General features: G+C 71.0%; 23 protein-coding genes. 10 read left to right on the top strand and 13 right to left on the bottom strand.

Translation table 11 applies throughout. The features are described from left to right. Window positions 1–36: 36 nt before the first annotated feature. Window positions 37–1,827 (top strand): glycoside hydrolase family 15 protein, encoded by a 1,791-nt coding sequence (locus ACH442_RS00310; protein WP_396120363.1) that lies wholly within the window; start codon window positions 37–39, stop codon window positions 1,825–1,827. 4 nt (window positions 1,828–1,831) lie between these two features. Here ACH442_RS00310 and ACH442_RS00305 read toward each other — a convergent pair whose 3' ends face one another. Both ACH442_RS00305 and ACH442_RS00300 read right to left on the bottom strand, forming a co-directional pair. Continuing rightward, window positions 1,832–2,116 (bottom strand): excalibur calcium-binding domain-containing protein, encoded by a 285-nt coding sequence (locus tag ACH442_RS00305; protein ID WP_396120362.1) that lies wholly within the window; start codon window positions 2,114–2,116, stop codon window positions 1,832–1,834. A 51-nt stretch (window positions 2,117–2,167) separates the two neighbouring features. After that, window positions 2,168–2,560, bottom strand: coding sequence for a winged helix-turn-helix transcriptional regulator (locus tag ACH442_RS00300; RefSeq protein WP_396120361.1), 393 nt, complete (start codon window positions 2,558–2,560; stop codon window positions 2,168–2,170). Between the two features lie 103 nt (window positions 2,561–2,663). Between ACH442_RS00300 and ACH442_RS00295 the strand changes: the two genes are divergently transcribed. After that, entirely contained in the window at window positions 2,664–3,344 is a 681-nt protein-coding gene (locus ACH442_RS00295) for an SDR family NAD(P)-dependent oxidoreductase (protein WP_396120360.1), read from the top strand. Window positions 3,345–3,630: 286 nt separating this feature from the next. Next, window positions 3,631–4,617, top strand: a complete 987-nt coding sequence (locus ACH442_RS00290; RefSeq protein ID WP_396120359.1) for an aldo/keto reductase — start codon at window positions 3,631–3,633, stop codon at window positions 4,615–4,617. A 137-nt stretch (window positions 4,618–4,754) separates the two neighbouring features. Here ACH442_RS00290 and ACH442_RS00285 read toward each other — a convergent pair whose 3' ends face one another. Beyond that, complete coding sequence (locus ACH442_RS00285; RefSeq protein WP_396120357.1) at window positions 4,755–5,999, bottom strand: pyridoxal phosphate-dependent aminotransferase; 1,245 nt, start codon at window positions 5,997–5,999, stop codon at window positions 4,755–4,757. A 264-nt stretch (window positions 6,000–6,263) separates the two neighbouring features. On the opposite strand from ACH442_RS00285, the gene ACH442_RS00280 reads away from it, so the two are divergent. From ACH442_RS00280 to ACH442_RS00265, 4 genes are all read left to right on the top strand, one after another. Continuing rightward, entirely contained in the window at window positions 6,264–7,718 is a 1,455-nt protein-coding gene (locus tag ACH442_RS00280) for an alpha-amylase (RefSeq protein WP_396121001.1), read from the top strand. A gap of 211 nt (window positions 7,719–7,929) precedes the next feature. Further along, window positions 7,930–8,496, top strand: coding sequence for a hypothetical protein (locus tag ACH442_RS00275; RefSeq protein WP_396120356.1), 567 nt, complete (start codon window positions 7,930–7,932; stop codon window positions 8,494–8,496). A gap of 20 nt (window positions 8,497–8,516) precedes the next feature. Continuing rightward, entirely contained in the window at window positions 8,517–8,951 is a 435-nt protein-coding gene (locus ACH442_RS00270) for a helix-turn-helix transcriptional regulator (protein WP_396120355.1), read from the top strand. 10 nt (window positions 8,952–8,961) lie between these two features. Next, entirely contained in the window at window positions 8,962–9,366 is a 405-nt protein-coding gene (locus ACH442_RS00265) for a VOC family protein (RefSeq protein WP_396120354.1), read from the top strand. 30 nt (window positions 9,367–9,396) lie between these two features. On the opposite strand, the gene ACH442_RS00260 is transcribed toward ACH442_RS00265, so the two are convergent. The 9 genes from ACH442_RS00260 to ACH442_RS00220 are packed head-to-tail and all read right to left on the bottom strand — an operon-like array spanning window position 9,397 to window position 16,953. Beyond that, entirely contained in the window at window positions 9,397–10,314 is a 918-nt protein-coding gene (locus ACH442_RS00260; RefSeq protein ID WP_396120353.1) for a type II secretion system F family protein, read from the bottom strand. Between the two features lies 1 nt (window position 10,315). Next, a complete protein-coding gene (locus ACH442_RS00255; protein ID WP_396120351.1) occupies window positions 10,316–11,275 on the bottom strand; it encodes a type II secretion system F family protein in 960 nt (319 codons plus the stop codon). 2 nt (window positions 11,276–11,277) lie between these two features. Then, window positions 11,278–12,645 carry a CpaF family protein gene (locus tag ACH442_RS00250; protein WP_396120350.1) on the bottom strand — a complete coding sequence of 456 codons (1,368 nt, stop codon included), beginning with the start codon at window positions 12,643–12,645 and terminating at the stop codon, window positions 11,278–11,280. After that, a complete protein-coding gene (locus tag ACH442_RS00245; protein WP_396120349.1) occupies window positions 12,642–13,811 on the bottom strand; it encodes a CpaE family protein in 1,170 nt (389 codons plus the stop codon). The genes ACH442_RS00250 and ACH442_RS00245 overlap by 4 nt, the downstream gene beginning before the upstream one ends. A 4-nt stretch (window positions 13,812–13,815) precedes the next feature. Continuing rightward, on the bottom strand, window positions 13,816–14,025 hold the full coding sequence (locus ACH442_RS00240; RefSeq protein ID WP_396120348.1) for a hypothetical protein: 210 nt from the start codon (window positions 14,023–14,025) through the stop codon (window positions 13,816–13,818). Then, complete coding sequence (locus ACH442_RS00235) at window positions 14,022–14,831, bottom strand: RcpC/CpaB family pilus assembly protein (RefSeq protein WP_396120347.1); 810 nt, start codon at window positions 14,829–14,831, stop codon at window positions 14,022–14,024. Before ACH442_RS00235 ends, ACH442_RS00240 begins: the two co-directional genes overlap by 4 nt. A gap of 4 nt (window positions 14,832–14,835) precedes the next feature. After that, entirely contained in the window at window positions 14,836–16,164 is a 1,329-nt protein-coding gene (locus tag ACH442_RS00230) for a pilus assembly protein TadG-related protein (protein WP_396120346.1), read from the bottom strand. After that, window positions 16,152–16,643 carry a TadE/TadG family type IV pilus assembly protein gene (locus tag ACH442_RS00225; RefSeq protein WP_396120345.1) on the bottom strand — a complete coding sequence of 164 codons (492 nt, stop codon included), beginning with the start codon at window positions 16,641–16,643 and terminating at the stop codon, window positions 16,152–16,154. Before ACH442_RS00225 ends, ACH442_RS00230 begins: the two co-directional genes overlap by 13 nt. Continuing rightward, window positions 16,543–16,953 (bottom strand): response regulator, encoded by a 411-nt coding sequence (locus tag ACH442_RS00220; protein ID WP_396120344.1) that lies wholly within the window; start codon window positions 16,951–16,953, stop codon window positions 16,543–16,545. The genes ACH442_RS00225 and ACH442_RS00220 overlap by 101 nt, the downstream gene beginning before the upstream one ends. Before the next feature lie 243 nt (window positions 16,954–17,196). Between ACH442_RS00220 and ACH442_RS00215 the strand changes: the two genes are divergently transcribed. Next, the gene (locus ACH442_RS00215) at window positions 17,197–17,634 is read left to right on the top strand and encodes a hypothetical protein (RefSeq protein ID WP_396120343.1); all 438 of its coding nucleotides are present in this window, start codon (window positions 17,197–17,199) and stop codon (window positions 17,632–17,634) included. Here ACH442_RS00215 and ACH442_RS00210 read toward each other — a convergent pair. After that, window positions 17,618–19,108 (bottom strand): M1 family metallopeptidase, encoded by a 1,491-nt coding sequence (locus tag ACH442_RS00210; RefSeq protein ID WP_396120342.1) that lies wholly within the window; start codon window positions 19,106–19,108, stop codon window positions 17,618–17,620. The genes ACH442_RS00215 and ACH442_RS00210 overlap by 17 nt on opposite strands. 400 nt (window positions 19,109–19,508) lie before the next feature. Here ACH442_RS00210 and ACH442_RS00205 point away from each other — a divergent pair, with 400 nt between their 5' ends. After that, the gene (locus ACH442_RS00205) at window positions 19,509–19,703 is read left to right on the top strand and encodes a hypothetical protein (protein ID WP_396120341.1); all 195 of its coding nucleotides are present in this window, start codon (window positions 19,509–19,511) and stop codon (window positions 19,701–19,703) included. Window positions 19,704–19,774: 71 nt separating this feature from the next. Beyond that, entirely contained in the window at window positions 19,775–22,927 is a 3,153-nt protein-coding gene (locus ACH442_RS00200) for a type 2 lanthipeptide synthetase LanM family protein (protein WP_396120339.1), read from the top strand. Window positions 22,928–22,945: the final 18 nt, after the last annotated feature.

Genomic DNA, 22,945 nt, shown 5'->3' with positions numbered 1-22,945 from the left:
CGGTTTTCCGTCGGCGGGCCGGGGTACAGATTCGACATGCCCCTGCCGATCGAGGACTACGCGATCATCGCGGACACGCATACCTGCGCGCTCGTCGGCCGCAACGGCTCGATCGACTGGCTGTGCGTGCCGCGCTTCGACTCCGGCGCGATCTTCGCGGCCCTGCTCGGCACGGCCGACAACGGCCATTGGACCATCGCCCCGCGGGACACCGTGACCACGCGCCGGCGGTACCGCGACGAGACGCTCGTCCTGGAGACCGAGTTCGAGACCCCGACCGGGGTCGCACGCGTGATCGACTTCATGCCGCCGCGCACCGACTCGCCCTCGGTCATCCGAATCGTCGAGGGCGTGCGCGGCGAGGTGCATTTCGGCATGGAACTGCGACTTCGCTTCGACTACGGGCAGGTCGTGCCGTGGGTCTACCGCGAGGGCGACGCTCTGGTCGCGGTCGCCGGTCCGGATGCGGCCTGGCTCCGTACCCCGATCGAGCTTTTCGGCGGAAACCTCACGACAAAAGCCGATTTCGCCGTACGGGCGGGGGAGCGCGTGCCGTTCGTCCTGACCTGGCGCCCGTCGCACCAACCGCCGCCCGAGCCGCTCGACCCCGCCCACGAACTGGGCGTCACCGAAGGCTACTGGCGTGGCTGGGTCTCCGCCTGCACCTACGAGGGGGAGTGGCGGGACGCCGTCGTGCGTTCGCTGCTCACGCTGAAAGCGCTGACCTACGCGCCCACCGGTGGCATCGTCGCCGCGGCCACCACCAGCCTGCCCGAGAAACTGGGTGGCGTCCGCAACTGGGACTACCGTTTCTGCTGGCTGCGCGACGCCACCATCACCCTGCAGTCGCTGCTGTTCTCCGGCTTCCAGAGCGAGGCCATCGCCTGGCGTAAATGGCTCCTGCGGGCGATCGCCGGAAACCCCACCGAACTGCAGATCATGTACGGCGTGGCCGGCGAACGACGCCTCGACGAACACCTCGCCGGCTGGCTCACCGGCTACGACGGCAACCCGGTCCGGATCGGTAACGCCGCCGCCGAACAGTTCCAGCTCGACGTCTACGGCGAGGTGATGGACGCGCTGCACCAGGGCCGGCGGGCCGGGCTGAAAGCCGACGACCCGTCGTGGGGGCTGCAGGTCAAACTGATGGAATTCGTCGAGGAGCACTGGCAGGACCCGGACGAGGGCATCTGGGAGGTCCGCGGCGGTTCGAAGCACTTCACCCACTCGAAGCTGATGGCGTGGGTCGCGGCCGACCGCGCGGTCAAGGCGATCGAGGAGTTCGGTCTGGACGGTCCGCGGGAACGGTGGACCGCGCTGCGGGACGCGATCCGCGCCGACATCCTGGAGAAGGGGTACGACCCGGCCCGCAAGACGTTCACGCAGTACTACGGCTCCGAGGAACTCGACGCGGCGATGCTCATGGTCCCGCTCGTCGGTTTCCTGCCGGCCACCGACGAGCGCGTCCGCGGCACCGTCGAGGCGATCGAGAAACACCTGATGGCCGACGGTTTCGTGCAGCGTTACACCCAGCACCCCGGCACCGAGGTGGACGGCCTGCCGCCCGGCGAGGGCGCATTCCTGGCCTGCACGTTCTGGCTCGCCGACAACTACGCCCTGATGGGCCGGCACGAGGAGGCGCGGGAGACGTTCCAGCGCCTGCTCGCGCTCCGCAACGACGTCGGGCTGCTCTCCGAGGAGTACGACACCGAGGCCGGCCGCCTCGTCGGCAACTTCCCCCAGGCGTTCAGTCACGTGCCCCTGATCGACACGGCCCGGACCCTGAGCAGCGCTCTCGCGCCGACCGAGGCCCGGGCCGCAGGCTGAACGCTCAGCGCTTCTCGCAGGCGATGCCGTCCTTGTCCCGATCCGACTTCTTGTTGGCGTTGTAGAGCGCGTTGTTGACGTAGAAGTTGGTGACCTTCTTGGTCGAACCGCGAACCTTGTCCTTCGCGCCCTTACGGCCGACGCCGTGCTTGTACTTCTTGTTCAGCTCGGTGCAGTTCTTGTACGTCTTGGCCGCGGCCTCGGCCGGCGTCGCCAGCACCGCCCCGCCGCCCGCGACCAGTGCCAGCACGACGATCCCACGCATCAGCTTCTGCATCATTCTCCCCATCGACGACTGCTGGTCACTTTAGGCAGTCGCCCGGTCGCTGACCGAATGTGGTCACCGGTCTCGGCGAACGGCCGACTCCTGGTCCGCCGTTCGGGCCGCGAACCGCTTCTGGTTCTCGGCGATCGCGTCCTGATGCGTCCACGCCCACTCGCCGAGCGCCCGCACCGGCGGCACCAGCGTCCGGCCGAGGCCGGTCAGCTCGTACTCCACCCGGGGCGGGACGCTGGCGTGAACCGTCCGCTCGACCAGCCCGTCCCGCTCCAACCCGCGCAGGGTCACCGTGAGCATCCGGTGCGAGATGCCGGTGACCGCCCGCTGCAACGCCCCGAACCGCACCGGCCCGTCCCCGAGATGCCCGATGACCAGCAGCGTCCACTTGTCACCGACCAGCGCGAGAACTTTCAGGACCTGCTTGCAGGCGTCCGGGTCGGCCGTCTCGAACATCGGTTACCTCCGTGTGCGTAACGCACCTTTTCATGCCGTCTTGTGCCGTCTCCGCCACTCACCGAGCATCAGGCAAGGCACTAAAAATAACCGGAGGTACGCCATGTCCCGAACGATCGCCGTGGTCGGCGCCGGACCCGGACTCGGCCTGGCCGTGGCCCGCGCCTTCGGCCGCGACGGCTTCCACGTGGGCCTGATCGCCCGCGACGCCGCACGCCTGGCCGCGGACGTCACGACGCTCGCGGCCGACGGTGTGACCGCTACCGCCCACCCCGCCGACATCCGCGACCGCCCCGCGCTCCGGGCCGCGCTGGAGTCACTGGGGCCGGTCGACGTCCTCGAATACAGTCCCGGCCCGCAAGGCGCCCCGATCACGCCGGCCGTCACCACCACCGTGGAGTCCGCCACCGCCCAGTTCGAACTCAACGTCCTCGGGGCGATCACCGCGGCCGAGACCGTACTGCCGGGGATGCTCGCGCGCGGCACCGGCAGCCTGATCTTCACCACCGGCGCGTCGTCGGTCCTGCCCATCGGCATCCTCGGCAGCGCCGGCCTGGCCATGGCCGCCCTCCGCAACTGGGCGCTGTCCCTCCACGACCAGTTGGCCCCCCGCGGTGTCCACGTCGGCACGGTCACCATCGCCACGGCCCTCGCGGCGGCCGACCTCGGCGAGGTCGCCGCCCACTACGTCGACATGTACCGCTCCCGGACCCCGGAACACCTGATCGGCAACCTCGACGACCTCCGAGCCGAACTCGCCGCCATGACGTTGACAGAAGCATGATGTCGTCATTTCCGGGCGCTCCCGGCCCGCAGCCGGCTTTGCACGCTGCTTTCGTCCCGCAGCCGGAACCGCGAGGCGCGCTGCCACCTGGCGGCCCGGCGGACCTTGCGGACGGCCACCCGTGCGGCGCGAATCTGTGGCGACGCGAGGTGTCTCGCGGGCGGCCGGGCTCTCGCGGCGGATCTGTGGCGCCGGAGCGGAGCGGAGCGTGCGGGCGGCCGGGCTCGTGTGGCGGACCCGGAGCGACGGGGCGGGCTCGGGGTGATCGTTTGGGTAGCTTGAGGGGATGCAGCAGAGAGCACTGGGGAAGCTGACGGTCTCAGGCATCGGGTTCGGGGCCATGGGAATGAGCCACGGGTACGGGCCGGGCCCGGATCGGGATGCGAACATCGGGCTGCTCCGGGCGGCGGTCGAGCGTGGCGTCACGCTGTTCGACACCGCTGAGGTGTACGGGCCGTGGGTCAACGAGGAACTGGTCGGGGAGGCGCTCGAGCCGTTCCGCGGGCAGGTGGTGATCGCGACCAAGTTCGGGTTCGTGATCGACGGGGACGGAAAGCAGCAGCCGGGGACGGACAGCCGGCCGGAGAACATCCGGAAGGTCGCCGACGCGTCGCTGAGGCGGCTGCGGGTGGACGCGATCGACCTCTTCTACCAGCACCGGGTGGATCCGGGCGTGCCGATCGAGGAGGTCGCCGGGACGGTGCGGGAGCTGATCGAGGCCGGCAAGGTGCGGCACTTCGGGATGTCCGAGGCGGCGGCCGGGACGATCCGGCGGGCGCACGCCGTGCAGGAGGTCACCGCGGTGCAGAGCGAGTATTCGCTGTGGTGGCGCCGGCCCGAGGAGGAGCTGCTGGACACGCTGGGTGAGCTGGGGATCGGGTTCGTGCCGTTCAGCCCGCTCGGCCGGGGGTTCCTGACCGGGAAGATCGGGGCGGACACCGTCTTCGCCGAGAACGACATGCGTAACGGGCTGCCGCGGTTCTCGGCCGAGGCGCGGGCGGCGAATCAGGCGCTGGTCGAGGTGATCGGGCGGCTGGGTGCGGCCCGCGGGGCGACTCCGGCGCAGGTGGCGCTGTCCTGGCTGCTGGCGCAGCGGCCGTGGATCGTGCCGATCCCGGGTACCCGGCGGCTGGAGCGGCTGGACGAGAACCTCGGTGCGGCCGGGCTGACGCTGACCGCCGCGGACCTCGAGGAGATCGAGGCCGCGGCGGCCCGGGTCAAGGTGGTCGGCGAGCGCTATCCCGAGCAGATGGAGAACCTGACGAATCTCTGACCGTGCCCACCCGCGGAGGCCGCCCTGGAGGGCTGAGCGTTCTGGGCGCCCTGCGCCCTGCTCGGCCCGGAAGGGCCCCCGCGGGAGCGACGGTGAGGGACCACAGCGGAGACCGGCAATCGATCTCTTCGAAGGTTTCAGCCGACGGCGGCGCGACGGGCTGTGTATTCGCCGGCGCTGCGCTGTTCCCGCTGCTCCTCGTAGGATTCGGCCCAGCGGCGGCTGGTGCTCTCCAACTGGTCGGCGTCGTAGACCGAGCGTCCGTGGAATCGCTGGGCGTAGTCGAGCATGCCGTCGACGAGGCGGTCGACGTCCTGGCCGGGACGGACCACGAGGCGCATGAACTGGCTGGTCATGCCGAGTTTGTTGCCGCATTCGCGGGTCATGATGCCGTGGTTGGCGACCAGGAAGTCACGCAGCGCGACGCCGGACCATTCGGTCGGCAGTTTGACGAGGTAGAAGTTGCCCTGCGACGGGAAGACCGTGAGTCCGGGGATGCGCTGCAGCTCACGGCCCATGGAGCGGCGGTCGCGGCTGAGCAGGCGCAGGCTCTCCTCGTATTCCATCTCGTGGTCCTGGATCATGTGGACGACCTTCTCCGCGAGGGAGTTGAGGTTCCACTTCGGCAGCATCTTCGCGATCTTGCCGGCGATCGCCGGGTTGGACAGCATGTATCCGAAGCGGATGCCGTGCAGGCCGAAGTTCTTGCCGAGCGACTTGAGGACGACCGCGTTGGTGCGGATCACCGCGTCCGGGCCGACCGACGGGTAACGCTCGGCGTCGGAGAAGTCGATGAAGGACTCGTCGATGACCACCAGGTCCAGGTCGCTGAGCTGGTCCATGAAGCGGATGATGTCGCGGCGCGGCAGGTAGTTGCCGTCCGGGTTGTTGACATTGCAGACCACCGCGACCCGGGAGCGGCGCTCGCGGATGAACTCGACGTATTCCTCCAGGTCGAGCCGGAAGCCGTCGCGTTCCTGCAGCGGGAACATGTCGACCCGCTTGCCGGTTTCGAGGGGCTGGTCGGTCCAGCGGCCGAACGTCGGGATCGGGATCGCGAGGCTCTCCTTGACCAGCAGGTGGTCGATCCAGGTGATCAGCTCGGTGGAGCCGTTGGCCATCGCGACCGTCTGCGGGTGCAGGTTGAGCACGGCGGCCAGCTTCTTCGTGATGGTCGCCGAGTCGCTCGGGTAGTACTTGAGGATGCTCTTCAGCTCGCGGGTGAGCTCGTCGAACATCTCCGGTGTGGGGAAGTACGGGTTGCACGGGATGCAGAAGTCGACGATCTCCGCCCCTTCGCCGGCCGCTCTCGCAAGGTCGAAGTAGGAAGCGCTGTGCGATCCCTTGTGCAGGATCGACGTGTCGATTCCGGTCCGTGCCACGGTGTCCTCCCGATGCCCCTCGGTGACTTTGCCGTCGCTGGGTACGGGAGTCGCAGCCCGATCGTTCACAAGATCGTTGATCCCCGCGGAGGTTTAACCCGGAGGAAAGGAACGATATGCGGGGGATCCTGCGTACGGGTCTGATCAGCCTCGTGGTGCTGGGTTCGGTGACTGTCACGGACGACGCGCGAGCCGTGACCCGGCACCCGCCGGCGGTGCCGATCAGCCGTCCCTGGCATCCACTCAGGCTAGGCTGAGATCGTGATGACCGGCTGGCCGGCCGCTCCGGCGATCTATGAGATCGACACCTGGCCGTGGCTGACCGGCCTGTCCCGGCGGTTCGGCCGTCCCGTCACCCTGGCCGACGTGCCGTCCGGGGTGTGGGACGAGGTCGCCGCCCGCGGCATGGACGCGGTCTGGCTGATGGGTGTCTGGGAGCGCAGCCCGGCCGGTCTCGCGGTCGCGCGGGTCGACGACGGGTTGCAGCGGGCGTTCCGGCACGCGCTGCCCGACCTGGAACCGGCCGATGTGGTGGGCTCGCCCTACTGTGTGCGCCGCTACCGGGCCGACGATCGGCTCGGTGGGCCCGCCGGGCTCGCCGCGGCCCGCTCCGAGCTGCGCGAACGCGGTCTGAAGCTGATCCTGGACTACGTGCCGAACCATGTCGCGCCGGACCATCCCGCGGTGACCCGGCACCCCGACTGGTTCATCCAGGGCACCGAGCAGGACCTGGTCGACGACCCGACCGGCTGGTTCCACGCCGGCGGGCGGGTGATCGCGCACGGGCGGGACCCCTACTTTCCGCCCTGGCCTGACGTCGCCCAGCTCAACGCGTTCGCGCCGGGCATGCGCGAGGCCACCCTGGCCGGCATGATCGACATCGCGGGCCAGTGCGACGGCATGCGGTGCGACATGGCCATGCTTCTCACCAACGACATTTTCGCGCGTACGTGGGGTCGCCACGCCGGCCCGGTGCCGGAAGCCGAGTTCTGGCCCGCGATCGTCGGGGAGCTGCGCCGGCGGCATCCCGACGTGGTGCTGATCGCCGAGGTCTACTGGGACACCGAGTGGCTGCTGCAACAGCAGGGGTTCGACTTCTGTTACGACAAGCGGCTCTACGACCGGCTGGCGCACGAGGACGCGGCCGCGGTCCGGGAGCACCTGGCGGCCGGCCGGGAGTACCAGGACGGACTGATCCGCTTCCTGGAGAACCATGACGAGCCACGGGCGGCGGCCAGCATGCCCGGCGGGCGGAACCGGGCGGCGGCGGTGGCGATGGCGACCCTGCCCGGGGCGACGCTCTGGCACGACGGGCAGTTCGAGGGACGGCGTACGCATCTGCCGGTCTTCCTCGGTCGTTACCCGGAGGAGCCGGTCGACCTGGGGCTGCGCGACTTCCACCGTCGGCTGATCGAGGTGGCGGCGAGCGTCCGGCGGGGGGAGTGGCGGCTGCTGGCGACCCACGGCTGGCCGGACAACCCCTCCCACCGTGACCTGCTGGCCTGGTCCTGGGACGCGGCCGTGGTGGTGGTCAACTTCTCCGGGCACGCGTCGCAGGGGCGGGTGGAGCTGCCGTGGCCGGGGCTGGCCGGGCGGGCCTGGCGGATGACGGATCGGCTCGACGGGCGGGTGTTCGAACGGTCCGGCAGTGAATTGGCGACCGGCGGTCTCTATGTCGAACTGCCGCCGTGGGGATTCCACGTGCTCACGCTTTCCTAGCGTGGCCTCGCCCTGGCCACGACCGCACTCGCGGTGCTCGGCGCCGGCAACGCCGCCGCCAGTTCCGCCCCGGCCGACCAGCCGCAAGCAGCCGGGACCGGCGGCGCACCGCCGGCTCGAGCCGGGACCTCATCGCGGAGTGCGGCGATGTGCGTCGGTGGGGCTTGCTTTCGGGTGATGCTTCGCCCAAAGGGCGAGAGGGAGCAAGCACATGATCGGCTGGGACCGCAACGTCCTGCGCCGCGGCGAGGACCGGATCGAGAGCCTGCTGGTGTTCCTGCTGGTGCTGGTATTTCTGGCCGGGGCGCCGCTGCTGGCCTGGTGGGCCGGGAAGGCCGGCTACCGGTCGGACGAGCGGGCGCGGGACTGGGAGCGTGCGCACGTCTTCCGGGTCGACGCGGTGCTGGTGGAGGATGCCGGCACGTTCGGCGGGACCGGGCCGCGGACGGTGGCGCCGCAGGCCGCGCGGGCGACCTGGACCGCCCCGGACGGTTCGGTACGCAACGGGATCGTGCAGACCGAGACGGAGGCGCGGGCCGGCGCGCGGATCCCGGTCTGGGTCGACGACGGCGGCAGTCTGCACCTGCCGCCGAGCCGGCACAGTCCCGCCTCGCAGGGCCTCCTGCTCGCCGTGGCAGCCGTGTTGTGCCTGCTCATGGTGCTGTTCGTGGTGCACCGGGCCGGGCGTGGGCTGCTGGATCGGCGGCGGGACCGGGCGTGGGCGCGGGAGTGGGCCGAGGTGGGTCCGCGCTGGAGTCGTGACCCCCGCTGGCGTTGACGAGCGTGTCAGGATGAGGCGTGACGAGCCACGAGCAGCGGTTGCGCGACCTCAAGGTGTTGCGCAAGGTCCGTGACCGGATCGATCGCGACTACGCCGAGCCGTTGGACGTGGAGGCGCTGGCCCGCGGCGCGCACATGTCGGCCGGCCATCTCAGTCGCGAGTTCAAGACCGCCTTCGGCGAATCGCCGTACGGCTATCTGATGACCCGCCGCATCGAGCGGGCCATGTCGTTGTTGCGGCGTGGCGATCTGAGCGTGACCGAGGTCTGTTTCGCGGTGGGGTGTTCGTCGCTGGGCACGTTCAGCACCCGGTTCACCCAGCTGGTCGGGATCTCGCCGAGCGTCTACAAGAAGACGGGGGTGGACGCGGTCGAAGGCATCCCGGCATGCGTGGCGAAACAGGTGACCAGACCGGTCAGGAATCGAGAAGCCCGGGCCGCGTCGCGTTCCTAGGCTGGGCGGCATGGACATCAACATTCACGCGAGTTTCCTCCCGCACGACGACGCCGAGGCGGCGCTCCGGTTCTACCGTGACGTGCTCGGTTTCGAGGTGCGCAACGACGTCGGCTTCAACGACATGCGCTGGATCACGGTCGGGCCGAAGGGGCAGCCGGTGTCGATCGTGCTGCAGCCGCCGGCCGCCGACCCGGGCATCACCGAGGACGAGCGGCGGGTGATCGCCGAGCTGATGGCCAAGGGCAGTTTCGCGGCGCTGACCCTCGCGTCGCAGGACCTGGACGGGGTCTTCGAGCGGTTGGTCGCCGCGGGCGCGGAGGTGGTGCAGGAGCCGGCCGACCAGCCGTACGGGATCCGCGACTGTGCTTTTCGTGACCCGGCGGGAAACCTGATCAGGATCAATCAGCTCTAGGCAGCGTCGACCCGGCCTGTTCAGCTGCTGCTATTCGAAGGATGCGATGAGTTGCAGGACGGCCGGGCCGATCAGGATCACGAAGATCGCCGGCAGCATGCAGAACATCACCGGGAAGATCAGCTTGACCGGCACCTTCTGGGCCAGTTCCTCGGCCCGCTGCCGGCGCCGGACCCGCTGGTCCTGGGCGTGCTCGCGGAGGATGTTGGCCACCGAGATGCCCAGCTCGCCGGCCTGCACCAGCGCGGTGACCAAGCGTTTGAGGTCGCGGACGGTGGTGCGGTCGGCGAGCGCGCGCAGCGCGGCGGCGCGGGCCACGCCGAGTCGCATCTCCTGCAGCACGCGGCGCAACTCGTCGGACATCGGCCCGGTCATGCTGCGGCTCACGTGGTCCATCGCCGAGTCCAGGCCGAGGCCCGCCTCCACGGCGATGACCAGCGCGTCCATCACGTCCGGCAGCGAGCGCAGCACCTGCTGCCGGCGTTTGACCCCGGCGTTGTGCAGCAGCAGCCGGGGCAGCAGGAAACCGCCGACGAGTCCGAGCAGCGTGCCGGGCAGGGCGCCGGAGTCGCGGTCGAGCGAGTGGCCGACCGCGGCGCCGAGCAGGGCGGTGGCCAGGGCTGCGAGCGGACGGACGCGGATCACCCGGGGCAACGGCCAGGCCGGCGGGTTGCCGGCGTAGTCCAGCCCCTGGACCAGCCGGCGTCGGTCGCGCTCCGAGGTGAGCACGTCGCCGCAGCGGTCGGCCAGGGCGCGCAGGAGCAGGCGGAGCTGCCCCGCCGGTGAACGGGCGGTCCCGGCCGGGACCGGGCCGGCCGAGCCGTAATGGGCCAGGGCGCGCAGGATGCGGTCGCGGCGGGGCGCGGGCAGGACCGCGGCGAGGGCGGCGAGCACCACGGCGAGGGCGGACCCGGCGGCGGCCGCGACCGCGACGACGGTGGCGTTCACCTCAGACCTCGACCTTGACGACGGCGCGCAGCCAGACCGCGCCGATGGCCATGAGGAGGACCGCGGCGGCCACCATCACGATGCCGATCGACTGCTGGAACATGGGCTTGAGGTAGTCCGGCTGAGTGGCCCAGATCCCGGCGGCGGCGAGGAAAGGCATGGCTCCCAGGACGTACGCCGAAATCCGCCCCTCGCCGGACAACGATCGCACATGTCGTCGCAGGTAGGCCCGCTCGCGCATGGTGTCGGCGGTCGTCTGCATCACCTCGACCAGGCTGCCGCCGACCTCCTTCTGCAGGCGCAACGCCATGACCAGCCAGAGCATCTCGGAACTGCTCATCCGGTCGCCGACGCGCTGCAGGGCGTCCTCGAACTCGCCGCTGATCCGCGTCTCGGAGAGCGCCCGGCGCAGCTCGGCGGCGACCGGCCCGTCGTCGTCGCGGACGGACGCCTCGACCGCTTGGTGCAGCGTGAACCCGGCCCGCAGCGAGCTGATCATCAGCTGGAGGACGCCCGGCAGCTCGTCGGAGAACACCTGTTCCCGGCGGCGGACCCGGGCCCGCAGCACGCTGTCGGCGCCGAAGAAGCCGGCCGGCAGTCCGAGGACGGCACCGGCGACCGGGGTCAGCGCGCCGAGCGCGAGAGCGGCCCCGGCGGCGGCCAGCACCCGGACCACCAGCCACTCCGGCGGTCGCAGGGTGCCGCCGAGCCGTTCCAGCAGCGGGGCGCTGCGCTCGGCCCGCCGGGCCAGGAACGGGCGCCGCTCGACCCGGCGGCCCAGGGCGGCGAGCGCCCGGCGCAGCGGCGGGTCGGGTGCGGTGTCGCGGTGCACGGAGAAGTGCCGCAGTGCGGCGAGACGACGCTGGATCGGGGTGCGGCCGACGGTGACCCGCAGGATCACGAACGCGATCACGAACACCGCGGCTGCGCCGGCGACGACTGCCGTGATCAGCGCGTTCATGGTCAGCGCCGCCGGGCCGCGAACATCGTGGACGGCAGGGTCACGCCGTACCGCGCCAGGGTGTCGGTGCAATGCGGGCGGATCCCGGTCGTGCGCAGCACTCCGGACCCGCCCGGCAGCTCGGCGCCGGCCGCGGAGTCGTAGACGAACAGGTCCTGCAGCGTGACGACGTCACCCTCCATGCCCACCACCTCGGTGATGTGGGTGACCTTGCGGGCGCCGTCCTTGAACCGGCTGACCTGCAGGATCAGGTCGACCGCGGAGCTGATCTGATCGCGGATGGCGCGGATCGGCAGGTCCATGCCGGCCATCAGCACCATGGTCTCCAACCGGGACACCGCGTCTCGCGGCGTGTTCGCGTGCAACGTGGTCAGCGAGCCGTCGTGGCCGGTGTTCATCGCCTGCAGCATGTCCAGCGCCGCCGCGTCCCGGACCTCGCCGACCACGATCCGGTCCGGGCGCATCCGCAGCGCGTTGCGCACCAGGTCGCGGGTGGTGATCGTGCCCCGGCCCTCCGAGTTCGGCGGGCGCGACTCCAGGCGCACCACATGGTCCTGGACCAGCTGCAGCTCGGCGGCGTCCTCGATGGTGACGATGCGCTCGTCGGCCGGGACGAACCCGGAGAGGATGTTCAGGATCGTCGTCTTGCCCGAGCCGGTGCCGCCGCTGACCAGGATGTTGCGCCGGCCGCGCACGCACGCGTCGAGGAACTCCGCCGCCGACCGGGTCAGCGTGCCGTACTGCAACAGGTCACCGACGGTCAGCGGGACCGCGGCGAACTTGCGGATGGTCAGCGTCGAACCGTCCAGCGCGATCGGCGGGACCACGGCGTTGACCCGGCTCCCGTCGGGCAGGCGGGCGTCGACGGTCGGGCTGGCCTCGTCCACGCGCCGGCCGACCCGGGAGCAGATCCGGTCGATGATCCGGCGCAGGTGCTGCTCGTCGTCGAACTCGGCGGTGACCTTCTCCAGCCGGCCGAACCGTTCGATGTAGATCGAGTGCGGCCCGTTGACCATCACCTCGGTCACCGACGGGTCCCGCAGCAGCGACTCGATCGGGCCGTGGCCGAGCACCTCGTCGGTGACCTCGCGGGTGATCCGGGCCCGGTCCGCGCCGGAGAGCGGGGTCTCCTCCCGGGCCAGCAGGTCGTTGAGCACCTCGCGGACCTTCGCGTCGAGATCCTCGCCGTACCCGCTGCCGTAGAGAGTCGGCCCGAGCTCGTCGGCGAGCCGCCGCTGGATCCGCAGCCGGACCTCGCCGACCTGGTCGACCGGCTGACGACCGGCCGCCCGGTAGCGTTCGCCGCCGCGCGACTCGACCGGGGGCGGGCCCGGCGTACCGGCCCCGCCGAGACGGCTGGAGAGACTCACGAGAACCACCTCCCGAGAAGACCACGGCGCCGCTTCGGTGCCGTGTCGACCCCGGCCACCCGGTCCCCGAGCTCCCGGATCGCCCGGCTGACCGGGTGCAGCGGATCGGTCACCACGATCGGTTCACCCTGATTGACCGAGACCGGCACGTCCCGGCTGGACGGCACCTGCACCGCGAACGACATCCCGACCGCCAGCTCCACCTCGGACGGGCTCAGGCCGACCTCGCTGTTCGCCCGGTTGAAGACCAGCAGCCGCTTGTCCTTCGGGTAGTCGAGCAGGTCGAACATCTCCGAGGTGAGCCGGACGGACTTGAGCGTGGGCAGATCCGGGGTGACGATCGGGACGAACCAGTCGGACATGTCCAGCGCGGCCAGCACCTGGTCGGTGACCACCGACGGGGTGTCGACCACGATGAAGTCGTAGAGCGGACGGGCCACGTCCAGCAGCTCGACCACGAACTCGCGGCGCACCTGCTCACCCTCGGCCGGACTGGCCGGAGCCAGAAGAGCATCAAGACCTTGCCGGTACGTCGTCACGATCGACCGCAGCCCGGATTCGTCCAGCCGTCCGGCCATCGGCAGGCCCCCGGCGACGGTGCGTTCCGGGGCCAGCTTCATCATGATCGCCACGTCGCCGAACTGCAGGTCCAGGTCCATCAGCAGCACCCGGCGCCCGCCACCGGCCAGCGCGACGGCCAGGTTCACCGCGATCACGCTGCGTCCGCAACCGCCCTTGCCGGCGAAGACCGTGACCACCCGGGCGTACGGGGCGCGGTCGCCGGCCCCGCGCATGCTGGTGCTCAACGCCTTGGAGAGGTCGACGGACCGTACCGTCGCGTTGCGGATGCCCTCCTCGTCCTCCTCGGCGACCAGTTCCCGGATGCCGGACTGCAGGCAGCGCAGCACCACGCCGGCCTCGATCGCGCGGCGGATCAGCACCACGCCGATCACCGGTCGTTGCAGCCGCTGGTACGCCGTGAACATCAGCGCCTCATCGAGATCCACCTCGGCGCCGAGGACCACGAGCAGCGTCTCCGGGTATCGCGGCAGGTAGGACTCCAGCTCGCTCATGCTCTTGAGCATCGTGCCGCCGATCGCCCGGAAGTCGTTCCCCCAGTGCTGCCGGCGCTCGTCGTCCGGCTCCACGTAGACGTACAAGCTCATCGCGTCACCGCCGCCGCGACGAGTTGACGACTGTACTGATTGATTCGCTCGCAAGCTCGCTCGTCGCGTCACCTCCGCTGCGCTCCGGCGCCGCGACGAGTGAAACTGTGCTGATTGATTCGCTCGCAAGCTCGCTCATCGCGTCGCCTCCGCTGCGCTCCGGCGCCGCGACGAGTGAAACTGTGCTGATTGATTCGCTCGCAAGCTCGCTCATCGCACCACCCAGCTGGTGTCGACGGCCGGGCCGGTGTTCGCGGTGGCACTCGGGCCGAGCAGGGCCAGGTAGAGGGACCCGCTCTGCGCGGCGTGGACCAGTCGTAGCGCGTCGGTGTCACCGACGGCGAGGGTCACGACGTACCGCTGAATCGTCTTCGGCATCTCGGCCGACGCCGAAGGAGCCGGGGTGGGGGAGACGCCGGCCGGTGCGGACGACGGTGACGCCGCGGTGCCGGCCGGTGGGGGCTCCGCTTCCCCGATGGTGATCACCTGTGCTTTCGGCAGCAGGAGCTCGGTCATCGGGACGGTCTCGGTGTCCTGCCCCGCCAAGATCTTCGTTTGGTACGTGTAATAGACCGCCACCTCGTCCCCGGGCGTGATGTTCCCGGCGACCTGGGGAGCGACGTTGAGTGCCACCGACACCGCCAGTGACCGGGCCGGCACCGGGATGCGCCCGGTGTGCGACGGTGACGGCGGCGCGGGGACGAACAGCGTCCGCATGACCAGTTGCCGGGGTTGCAGCTCACCGCCCAGCCGCAGCCGGTCGAGCGCGGTGTCCCAGCCGGTCAGCGCCCCGGTCGGCACGGTGCGGGTGGGCACCAGCATCCGCTCGGTCAGGTCCTGGCGGTGGATCTCGGCGCCGCTGGTCCCGGCCGGGATGTGCCGCTTGGCGACCAGGACCCAGGTGCCCTCCTTGCCGCTCAGCGCCCGCCGGTCGGCCGAGCGGGCGTAGGAGAGCACGGCCAGCCCGCTGATCCCGGCCAGCACCAGCGCGGCCAGCAGGATCAGGACGCGGCGACGCATACGGTCATCCGGTGCGGCCGATCACCATGGCGCCGTAGTACTGCGACGTGGCGAACTTCGTGGGCAGGTGGTCGGTGACCAGCGTCCTGGTGAAGTAGCCGTAGATGCAGGACTGCGCTCCGCACAGCAGCTTCTGGGTGCCCGAGACGAACGTGGGGATCGACGAGGAGGGCGCCAGGCTGCCGTTGAGCAGGCCGCCGAGCCCGCTGACCAGCGTCTCGTAACCGGTGAGGACGAACGGCGCGAAACCTACGATCCGGTAGTACGACGGCAGCAGGTTGATCAGCGCCGCCTGCTTGTCGAAGATCGGTACGAGGACCGGCTGACCGGAGGCGACCAGCGCGTTCAGCCGGTTGATGCAGGTGGCGGCGACCGTCGCGGTGCTGAGGCCGAGCGTGAACCCGCCGACCCAGCTGTCGACCGCGCCGTCGGTCGCCGGGATGTCGGTGAGCCCGCACGTGGTGCTCGGTGCGCTGACCGGGAGCAGGCCCAGCAGTGCCGTCGATCCGTTCGGCTGCCCCAGCCAGGCGTAGCCGGCGACGGTCTCGGTGATCGTGGTCGGGCACGAGGTGGACAGGATGCCGTTGCTGAGCGCGATGTAGTCCTGCTTCGGCGAGTCCAGCCCGAGCAGTGAGTACACCCCGGTGCCGGAGAGCAGCGGGTTCAGGTTGCCGGGCAGCGGCGGGGTGAAGAACCTGGTGTAGCCGTTGGTCACGCGCAGGAAGTCGCACCGGGAGATGCCGAGGGCGAAGACGTCGCTGATCGCCGGGACACCCCAGGCGACCCGGCCGCACGCGCCCATCCGCGCACCGGCGTACGAGCTGCCGGCCAGTCCACCGCCGAACAGGGGTGGCACCACCGGGGTGTTGTCGGGGTTGCGGGTCGCGGTCCGGACCTCGACGTAGCGGTACGGCCCGGACGTGCTCGGCGGCGCCGGACATCCGACCGGAAGGGTCCAAGCGGCGGGGCAGCCCGCGTCGGGGGTGCTGACGCCGGCCGCGGAGACGCTGTAGATGCAGAACTGGACGTCCGAGATCTGGTCCTTGGCGTTGCGGTCGGCGTACTGCTGCACGTTGTCCTTCTGCGCCGCGACCGTGCACGCCGCCGAGGTCAGGTTCTTGTCGGCGGTCCCGGCGCAGACCTGAGCCACCTTCCACGAGGCCGCGTCGGCGCCGGTCTGCAGCTGCTCGCGCTCGGCGGTGAGCGCACCGATGTCGATCACCAGCGCCGCCATCCCGAGCAGCACCCCGGTGCCGAGCAACGCGGCCACCAGCGAGGTGATCACGCCGTGCTCGCCGCGGGGCGGCAGCAGGGCCCGGATCACCCGACGCACGACATCACGCCGGTCGCGCTCATCGTGATCGTGCTCATGGTCTGGCCGCCGACCAGCTTGACCAGCGCCACCATCGGGGTGATCGGCTGGTACTGCCGGGTCAGCACGACCTTGGCGTCGGTGCCGGGCTGCGAGCCGGCGGTGCAGACCGTGACGGTCTGGGTGACCGGTGACGTCCCGCCGGTCCCGACGATGCCGGTGACCTTGGCCTGGACCCCGGCGACCGTTCCGTTCAGGGCGCCCAGGCGCGCGCCTTCCCGGGCCGCCTCGGTCAGCTGGATGTACTGCTGCAGCAGGCGGCCCATGTCGATGATGCCGAACAGGACCAGCAGGATGACCGGCATCACGATGGCGGTCTCCAGGGCCGCGGCGCCCCGGCTATCGCGCGGTACTCTGCGCGCCCTGGGCGAGAACCATACGCAACATCCCGGCCAGCCGGTCCGCCGTGTACGGCTTCGCCACGAACGGCGACCCGGCACGGATCAACCCCTTCTTGACGGCGATTTCCTCCGGGACACCGGAGACGTAGACGATCTTCATGCCCGGCCTGACCTCGGAGGCCGACCGGGCGAGCTCCCCGCCCGAGACTCCGGGCAGGCCCAGGTCGGTGAGCAGCACGTCGATCGCTCCGCTGTGCACCCGGCAGGTCATGATGGCGCTGACCGGGTCCTTCGCGACGAGCACGTCGAACCCGCGCATCTCCAGCATCTGTGTTGCGAGCTCACGCAGGTCCTCGTCGTCCTCCACCAGAAGGACGACCGGGCCCTGCCGCTCGGTTGCTTTCCACATCGTTCCTCTCCCGGTGCAGGAGGAATCCGACGACGACTCGGCCCGTCGTTGCCTCTGCTCACGCTATCCAGCGCTCTGCCCGGGCCGGTGGGATTCGCGGAAATGTCGATGCCCCCCACCTGGGTACTTGTCCGACAGCAACGTTCGCCACGCTCCGCGTCAGCATCGGCGGCACCCCGCTCACCGGCGGCCCCGGGTCCATCGCCGGAACCGCCGCCGGGCCATGGCGTAAGTTCTCCGGTCATGACGGTCAGGCGGGTGCTCGCGTGGCTGATGCTGGCCGCCGGCGTCGCCACGGTCGTCGGCTCGTTCCTGCCCTGGGCGTACATGGATTTTCCGGTCACCGGCAGCAGCGAGATCTCCGGAAGTTTCCTCTCCGATCTGTTCACCGCGTTCTTCGGCGTGGTCCTGGCCGGGTATGCGGTGCCGGCTGTCCGCGGCGACCGCCTGCCCGGCCGGGAGACGTTCTTCTCGGTCGGCGCCGGTCTGGTGCTGTTCGCGCTGGGGCTGTGGGACAGCCGGCACCTGACGTCGATGACCGCCGCGCTGGTCGCCTCGGACAGCGGCACGACGATCGGGCCCGGCCTGTGGATGTGCATGATCGGCGGGCTGGTCGGCGCGCTCGCCGCCGCGGGTCTGGCCGTCGAGGAACGCCGGGCGGTGGTCAGCTCCGTGCGGTGACGCCGACCGGTGGCGGGGCGACCGTCCAGTCCGGGTGGTTCGGCATCGGCGGGGTCGTGGCGCCGTCGAGCCAGGCGGTCAGGAACGGGCGCAGATCCTGGCGGGCGACCCGGGAGGCGAGCGTCACGAAGTCCCGGGTCGAGGCCGAACGACCGCGGTACGCCGTCACCCAGGCCCGTTCGACCTGCTGGAACCTGGCCGCGCCGAGCTTCTGCTGGAGCGCGTAGAGGACCAGCGCCCCGCCGGCGTACACGTTGGGGTTGAAGACGTCCCACGAGGTCGTCGCGTCCAGGGGTGCGGCGACCGGGCCGTACCGGCGGCGGAAGATGTCCCCGGCGGCGTAGACCGCCTTGAAGAACGCCTCCCGGTCGGCCAGCCCGGTGTACTGCGGGAAGCCGCCGGTCTGCTCCGACCAGAGCATCTCGTACCAGGTGGCGTGCCCCTCGTTCAGCCAGACGTCGCTCCACGAGTACGGCGAGACGCTGTCACCGAACCACTGATGGGCCAGCTCATGGGTCATCGACGGGCCGCGGGTCGCCTCGGGGCCGGTGAACAGGGCGGCGCCGTACAGCGAAAGGGTCTGGGTCTCCAAGGCGTAGCCGAGGTCGTCGTCGATCACCAGGGAGCCGTAGCCGTCGAACGGGTAGGGACCGACCTGCTCGGCCATCCAGGCGAGTTGCCGCCGTTCCCCGGTGATCGCCGGCAGCAGGGTGCCGGCGAGGCGGCGCGGCACCACGTCACGGATGGCGGTGCCGCCGACCGGGGCGCGCCGCTCCACCACGAAGTCACCGACGGCCAGCTGGACCAGCTCGGTGGCCATCGGTGCGGACTCCCGGTAGACCGAGGTGACGTAGCCGTCGTGCTCGGTGGTGCTCACCAGCCGGCCGCCGGCCGTCCCGGTCCAGCCGGCCGGCGCGGTCAGCGTGATCGTGAAGGTCGCCTTGTCGCGGGGATGGTCGTTGGCCGGGAACACCAGGTGCGCCGAGTCGGGCTGGCCGGCCAGCACGGTACCGTCCGGCGTCGGCACCAGGCCGGCCGGCGAGCCGGATCCGGCCCGGGCCGGCGCGGCCGTGAAGCCCGTGACCGTGACCCGGAACGCTCGCCCCGGCCGAAGAGGCCGTGACGGCGTGACGGTCAGCTCGTCGCCGTCCCGGGAGGAACCCGCCGGCCGCCCGTCGACCGAGACCCGTCCGGCCGAGCCGCCGCCGAAGTCCAGGTTGAACCGGGACAGGCTCTGCCGGGCGACCGCGGTGATCGTCACGTCTCCGGAGACGACCTGTTCCGGGTCCTTCTGCGGGTAGCGCAGGTGGAGGTCGTAGTCCAGGACGTCGTAGCCACCGTTGCCGAGCAGCGGGTAGAGGCGGTCGCCGAGGCCGGCCGACCCGGGTGACGGCGCGGAGCCGGCGGCGTGGGCCGGCGTGGTGAGCCCGGCCATGGCGAGGACGGCGGCGACGCCGACGGTGAGGACTTTCATGGCCCCCGACCCTAAGGGGGATCGATTCCGAGCTATGTCGTGGATCGTGCGCAGTATGCAACTTGCAGATTTCGGGCACCCGTATTTCGGTGATTACCGTGCTCCGAAATCGGTCGGATTGACGGAATCGTGCTGACCTTCCTTGCGTGTCAACCCGCCGATCTACGGGTAGATCCCGACGTCCTTCGGCCGACCGGCGGCCGACCGCATCCGGCTGGTGCCCGATGTGCGGGTAGGCATTCGCCGATCAGGGTTGCTCCAATGGCTCTCGTCGATACCGCAGCGGATACCTCCGCGGCATTCGGCAGAAACCTCCGTGGCCATGGCGCCGTGACCACGGAATCTTTCCCGAAGTACTCCGGGCCCACCTGTCCGGAGTTCCCCCGCAGAAGGAGACATCATGTCGGCGATCACCGTGGAAACCACCTGGAAGAACACCGACCTCCGGGCGGACCTCACCGCTCACCCCGCCGGCCTCGGCTTCGGCGAGCTGAGCTTCGAGGACCTGCGTGAGGACCGCACCCTCTACGCGGCCAGCAGCGGCTGGGTCTGCACCCTGACCATCGAGTGCGGCACGCTGGTCTGCGCCTGCTGATCGACGGTCCGACACCTGCCGGGACCGGGGCGCAACCCCGGTCCCGGCACCCTCTCCCGGCAGGAGCCCGCATGTCATCCTTCGCGATCACCGCGTCCCCGGCCAGCGCATACCTGCACGAACGCTCGGCCGGCCCCGGCGGTGACCCCGCCGTGGAGCACGAGCGGATCGAGTCGTGGCGCGAATCGGCCTACCTGGACGACCCGGTGCTCGACATCCGCCTCCGGGAGCTCGGCGTGACCCGGGCCGAGTTCGGCCGGCTGCTGGCCGACGGCGGGTACGACGCCGACAGCGCGGCCCTCGACTGGGCCGGCGAACTGGCCGCGGTGCTCGCCACCGGCACCGGCGCGGTCACCGGATTCGCCCGCTCGACCAAGCTGTGGGCGCAGGGCTTCGACCGGCTGCCGTTCGCCGGGTTGATCGAGCGGTTCCTGGCCTACTACGAGCCGCGGTTGCCGCGCACGCCCGCCGCCGTACGCGTGTCCCTGCTGGAGAGCCTGGCCAACCGCCTGCTCGCGGTCGCCACCCGGACCCTGCTGCTGGAGCTCAACGTCGCCCGGGTGCACGGCCGCCTGACCGGCGCCACCCCCGGCGAGCGCTACGACCACTACGACCGGGTGCTGCTCGCCGACCCGGATTATCTGCGCTCGTTCTTCGGCGAGTACCCGGTGCTCGGCCGGGCCATGGTGGAATGCGGCCGCCGGTGGGCGTCGGCGATGACCGAGCTGCTGCGGCGGCTGGACACCGACCGGGCCGCCCTGCACGACGCCGGCCTGCTGCCGGACGGCGCGGGCGAGCTCACCGAGCTGCGGCCCGACCTCGGGGACCCGCACAACAGCGGTCGCGCCGTCGCGATCCTGGGCTTCTCCTCCGGCGCCCGGATCGTCTACAAGCCGCGGCCGGTCGGGCCGGAACGCGCGTACGCCGAGACCGCGGCCGCCCTGAACCGTCTCGGGCTGAGCCTGCCGCTGACCGCGGTGGACGTGCTCGACCGCGGCGACTACGGCTGGTGCGAGTTCGTCCGGCACGAACCGTGCGCCGATCCCGCCGAGGTGGAGTGCTTCTACCGGCGTACCGGCGCGGTCCTGGCCACCACCCTGCTGCTCGGCGCCGTCGACGTGCACATGGAGAACGTCATCGCGTCCGGTTCGTCCTGCATGCCGATCGATCTGGAGACGCTGCTGCAGCCCGGGGTCCCCGCCGGTGACGCGACGGACGCCTACTCGCGGGCTCTCGACCTGCTCAACCAGAGCGTCCTGGCGATCGGCATCCTGCCGGCCCGGGCGTTCGGCGGACGGCAGCGCAAGAGCGTCGACGTGAGCGCGATCGGCGGCGGCGAGGCGCAGACCGCGCCGCGGCCGGTGCCGATGGTGATCGAGCCGTTCACCGACGTGGCCCGGATCGAAGCCGTCGAGGCGACCATGCTGGGCGCGCAGAACCGGCCGGTGCTGACCGGTGCCGAGGTGCGGCCCGAGCTGTACACCGAGGCGGTGGTGGCCGGCTTCACCGAGGTGTACGACCTGATAGTCGCCCACCGCGAGGACTTCGCCGCGCTGCTGACCGGCTTCGGTGACGTCGAGGTGCGCTATCTGCCCCGCCCGACCCGCCGATACAGCATGTTCCTGACCGAGAGCTATCACCCGGACCATCTGCGCGACGCCCGGGATCGCGACCGGTTGCTCGACAAGCTGTGGACCGCCGCGGGGGCCCGTACCGACCTGATCCCCATCATCGAGTCGGAGAAGCGCCAGCTGCTGGCCGGCGACATCCCGTGCTTCCGTGCGCGGGCCGGCTCCACCGAGATCCGGACCGTGGCCGGGCCGGTGGCGGCGGAGTTCTTCGACGCTCCCGGCGTCGAGGTGCTGGCCGGCCGCCTGCGGCAGTTCGGGCCGGTGCACCGGGCCGCACAGGTGCGGATCATCCGCGAGTCGATGGGAACGATGCCGGCGCCCGGACCGATCGCCGGGTCGCCGGAACGGCCCTCCGACCGGCGTGGCGGCCTCGACCCCCGTGAGGCCGCCACGCTCGGGGACCGGCTCCTGCGGGAACTCGCCGACGAGGCGATCCTCGGCGCGGACGACGCGGGCTGGATCGGCGTCAGCATCGAGGGCCTCGACCAGGACTCGTTCAGCTACAAACCGATGGCGACCGGTCTGTACGACGGCATCGCGGGCATGGCGCTGACGTACGCCTACGCCGCCCGCACGCTCGGCGACGAGCGCTACCTCGACCTGACCCGGCGTACGGTCCGGCTCGTCTCCGGCTACCTGCGTTACCTGGCCGAGCACCGGATCGTGGAGACCGTCGGCGCGTACAGCGGGATGGCCGGTCTGCTCTACACCCTCGACCACGTCGCCCACGCCACCGGTGACGCGGCGCTGCTGGAGGACGTCGACGCCGCCCTCCCATGGCTGCGCGAGTGCGTCACCCGGGAGGAGTGCCCGGATCTGATCGCGGGTCTGGCCGGCTGTGCCGTCGTCGCGCTGTCGCTGTACCGGCGGCACGGCATCGCCGGGTACCGGGAGATCGCGGAGATCTGCGGTGCACGGCTGTCCGCCACCGCGGTCGACGTCGAGGGCACCGCGGGCTGGTACGCGACCCGCACCGGCGTGATGCTGGGCGGGTTCTCGCACGGCTCGGCCGGGGTCGCCTGGGCGCTGCACGAACTCGCCGCCGAGTTCGCCGATCGGGACCTGCGCGAGCTGGCCGGCCGGGCGGTCGACTTCGACCGGCGGCTGTTCGTCCCGGCCGACGGGGCGTGGCGCGACCTGCGGCCGGAGATGGCCGGCGCCGAGGCGTACCCGGCACTCTGGTGTCACGGCGCCGCCGGCATCGGCCTGTCCCGGGCCCTGATCCACCGGATCCGTCCCGACGAGACGCTCGCCGCCGAGGTGCACGCCGCGGTGTCGCTCGTCCGGCGGCACGGGTTCGGCCACAACCACAGCCTCTGCCACGGCGACTTCGGTGCCCTGGCCCTGCTCGACCTGGCCGACCGCGGATGGCCCGGGTCGGCTGGCCACGACGACCGGGCGGCCACGGTGGTGCGCGACATCGCCGGGACCGGCCTGCGCTGCGGGTTGAGCGGCAGCATCCGGATGCCCGGCCTGATGCTCGGCGCCGCCGGTGCCGGCCTGAGCCTGCTCCGGCTGGCCGCGCCCGCCGGCGTTCCCGCGGTGACCTGGCTGGAACCGCCGCGGGACAGTCCCGCCGCGACTCGACACTGACCTGAAAGCCGAGGTGTC

It is taken from the genome of Actinoplanes sp. NPDC020271 (assembly GCF_044388125.1).
Lineage (GTDB): Bacteria > Actinomycetota > Actinomycetes > Mycobacteriales > Micromonosporaceae > Actinoplanes.
This window is presented reverse-complemented; position numbering and strand designations above follow the sequence as displayed.